3 protein-coding genes and 9 tRNA genes are annotated in these 2,645 nt (G+C 39.7%); 1 reads left to right on the forward strand and 11 read right to left on the reverse strand.

From position 1 onward, the window contains the following. Positions 1 to 506: 506 nt before the first annotated feature. Together SIN01_RS14410 and SIN01_RS14415 are read right to left on the reverse strand one after the other, a co-directional pair. The gene (locus tag SIN01_RS14410) at positions 507 to 905 is read right to left on the reverse strand and encodes a type II toxin-antitoxin system death-on-curing family toxin (RefSeq protein WP_010023503.1); all 399 of its coding nucleotides are present in this window, start codon (positions 903 to 905) and stop codon (positions 507 to 509) included. Further along, on the reverse strand, positions 902 to 1,168 hold the full coding sequence (locus SIN01_RS14415) for an AbrB/MazE/SpoVT family DNA-binding domain-containing protein (RefSeq protein WP_237760166.1): 267 nt from the start codon (positions 1,166 to 1,168) through the stop codon (positions 902 to 904). The genes SIN01_RS14410 and SIN01_RS14415 overlap by 4 nt, the downstream gene beginning before the upstream one ends. Positions 1,169 to 1,415: 247 nt before the next feature. Between SIN01_RS14415 and SIN01_RS14420 the strand changes: the two genes are divergently transcribed. After that, a complete protein-coding gene (locus tag SIN01_RS14420; protein WP_010023506.1) occupies positions 1,416 to 1,628 on the forward strand; it encodes a site-specific integrase in 213 nt (70 codons plus the stop codon). 126 nt (positions 1,629 to 1,754) lie between these two features. Here the strand turns inward: SIN01_RS14420 and SIN01_RS14425 are convergent. The 9 genes from SIN01_RS14425 to SIN01_RS14465 all read right to left on the reverse strand — a co-directional run bounded on the left by SIN01_RS14425 (position 1,755) and on the right by SIN01_RS14465 (position 2,589). Then, positions 1,755 to 1,836 (reverse strand) — tRNA-Leu (locus tag SIN01_RS14425). A gap of 37 nt (positions 1,837 to 1,873) precedes the next feature. Then, positions 1,874 to 1,947, reverse strand: a tRNA-Cys gene (locus SIN01_RS14430). A 9-nt stretch (positions 1,948 to 1,956) separates the two neighbouring features. Then, positions 1,957 to 2,031 (reverse strand) — tRNA-Gly (locus SIN01_RS14435). Positions 2,032 to 2,042: 11 nt separating this feature from the next. Then, a tRNA-Gln gene (locus SIN01_RS14440) sits at positions 2,043 to 2,114 on the reverse strand. A 5-nt stretch (positions 2,115 to 2,119) separates the two neighbouring features. Next, positions 2,120 to 2,195: transfer RNA gene (locus SIN01_RS14445), tRNA-His, on the reverse strand. A 14-nt stretch (positions 2,196 to 2,209) separates the two neighbouring features. Next, positions 2,210 to 2,280, reverse strand: a tRNA-Trp gene (locus SIN01_RS14450). Positions 2,281 to 2,292: 12 nt separating this feature from the next. Beyond that, a tRNA-Tyr gene (locus SIN01_RS14455) sits at positions 2,293 to 2,374 on the reverse strand. A gap of 54 nt (positions 2,375 to 2,428) precedes the next feature. Then, positions 2,429 to 2,504: transfer RNA gene (locus tag SIN01_RS14460), tRNA-Thr, on the reverse strand. Between the two features lie 9 nt (positions 2,505 to 2,513). Beyond that, a tRNA-Phe gene (locus SIN01_RS14465) sits at positions 2,514 to 2,589 on the reverse strand. Positions 2,590 to 2,645: the final 56 nt, after the last annotated feature.

Here is a 2,645-nt window from a genome sequence, read left to right on the forward strand (position 1 = left end):
TTTTGTATACTTAATCCAAATTCATCGGTTGGCGGAGGTATGGATGATGGCTGTTCAAAAGATATTGCGGCGATTTTTCCTGTTTCGGCTGTTTTCATAGTCACGATCCAAGTGAATATCCTCATCTTCCTAAAGAAATGGGAACGATCCACGTGAATAAAAAAAATAATGATGACATATCATCTGCCATCCTCATCAGTTCCTAATATCATTTTTCTAGTCTCATTTTCCTTCGCTGATAGCATCTGCATAAAAACCAAATGCAAAGGACCTACTCATTAACCTTTCAGATATAATTTCTGAAATCATTCAATAACTACTGGAATTAGGCGGGGATCAATAATTTCAACAAAGGAATCCAGAATTTAATCCCCAAATTCCATACCCTACCCTCATTAACACTATCGTCAATAGACTTTTGAGGCACCCTCTAATTGAGGGATTTACGCTCACCAAACTCATATTATTTTTCAAAAAAAAGTTCATGACAATGAATCGTGGTTCTCTCATACTTTAATAGAATGTTTTTCTATCCATGTACTAATTTTAGAAGTGGTGATCTTATTCTCTTGATCAGATATCTTAACTGTAAAATCTTCTTTTTCATTTGGTTCAGCATGTATTTTACAGCCATTTTTTCTCAAAAAAACTTCCAGTGCCGCATAAGCTGTTCTTTTGTTTGCGTTAAAGAAAGCATGATTCTGAGCTAAGCTTTGAAATACTGCGGCAGCTTTCGTAAATAAAGTCGGATAGGCATCTGCTCCGAATGCTGAGGCACTTGGACGGTTAATGGCACTTTCCAATAAGTGAGCGTCTTTAATTCCAATATCTTCTTCCGGGGAATATGTCCTAATCAGAAAAGCATTTAAGTAAATCACTTGTGTTTTAGTCAGATAATAAGTCATCGATCAACAAGGCCTTTGAAGACAGAATCATTTTCCTTAACGATTTCATTGACCATTTCAATAAATTCTGTATCGATTCCATCTGGAAGTTCTACGGCTTTACGCTTACTTATTTTAACCGTGCCGTCATCCAAATTTTCAAACGTAACTTCATCACCAGCAGTCGCACCAAGATGTTTTAAAACTTCTTTTGGATAGGTTGTACCATAACTGTTGCCCATCTTAAAAATTTTGCGTTCCAATGTCATTTCACGCCCCATCATAATCTTCTCCCTTCTATTGTATTCCAGCATTATGATGTCTATACAATAACATGTAATTATTGTACAGACAATATAACGATTATACATAAATGCCCTTTCCGTCAACTCCATACGTTATCATCATTGATCTGTTCTTTCGGATTAATTTTAAAATTTTTTTGGAGCTCGAACCAAATTTATTAGGGGTTTTTTTTTCGTATGTTATACAATCGGAATGCAATAAAAAAACGCAGGAGGAGGAATTAAATTGGGCATGCGTCACACCCATGCGAGCACGCTCTTTTTCAAAGAAAAAAATGAAAAAGGCATTATATCTGTAAGCGAGCGTCTCAGTCATGGTGATAAAGAGACAACACTTAGAAAATACGCTCACGTGGTAAAAGAGCAGCATCAGCGTGATGAGGCAATGGCAGTAAATATTTTTGATGAACTGCTTGGTGCTTATGTTAAAAATGTGTAAAACGATTCAAAAACGTATCGTTTTCTGTCGAAACCTTCGGAAATGAAAAAAGCTCATAAATCCCTTTATATCAAGGATTTACAAGCTCTTCTTAAGGTTCTAACGCTACATATCTGAACCTAGGTATACCGGTGGTCGGGGTCGAACCGACACTCCCGAAGGAACACGATTTTGAGTCGTGCGCGTCTGCCAATTCCGCCACACCGGCACAATACAATAATAATGGCAGAAAGATTAAGTAATTATGGAGGCGACACCCGGAATCGAACCGGGGATAAGGGTTTTGCAGACCCGTGCCTTACCGCTTGGCTATGCCGCCATATTATATTGGAGCGGAAGACGGGATTCAAACCCGCGACCCCCACCATGGCAAGGTGATGTTCTATCACTGAACTACTTCCGCATATTATAAAACTGGCCCAGCTGGATTCGAACCAGCGCATGACGGCACCAAAAACCGTTGCCTTACCGCTTGGCTATGGGCCAATAAATGGGGCGGTTAGTGGGGATCGAACCCACGCATGCCGGAACCACAATCCGGTGTGTTAACCACTTCACCATAACCGCCATAATAATTAAAGCAGGGGTAGTAGGAATTGAACCCACACTGGAGGTTTTGGAGACCTCTGTTCTACCTTTAAACTATACCCCTATACTATGTAAATGGAGGGAGAAGGATTCGAACCTTCGAACCCGTAGGGAACGGATTTACAGTCCGTCGCGTTTAGCCTCTTCGCTATCCCTCCATAATAATAAAAGATTAAGGAATAGATTTTGGCATCTATTGATTAAAATATAAATGGTGCCGATCAGAGGACTTGAACCCCCAACCTACTGATTACAAGTCAGTTGCTCTACCAATTGAGCTAGATCGGCACGAACAAATGGTGGCTCGAGGCGGAATCGAACCACCGACACGAGGATTTTCAGTCCTCTGCTCTACCGACTGAGCTATCGAGCCATTATGTAAAAACAAGAGTTCATGCATTACAGATCTTATATAAGTAAAATAAAAAT

It is taken from the genome of Sporolactobacillus inulinus, assembly GCF_006539285.1.
Classification (GTDB): Bacteria; Bacillota; Bacilli; order Bacillales; family Sporolactobacillaceae; genus Sporolactobacillus; species Sporolactobacillus inulinus.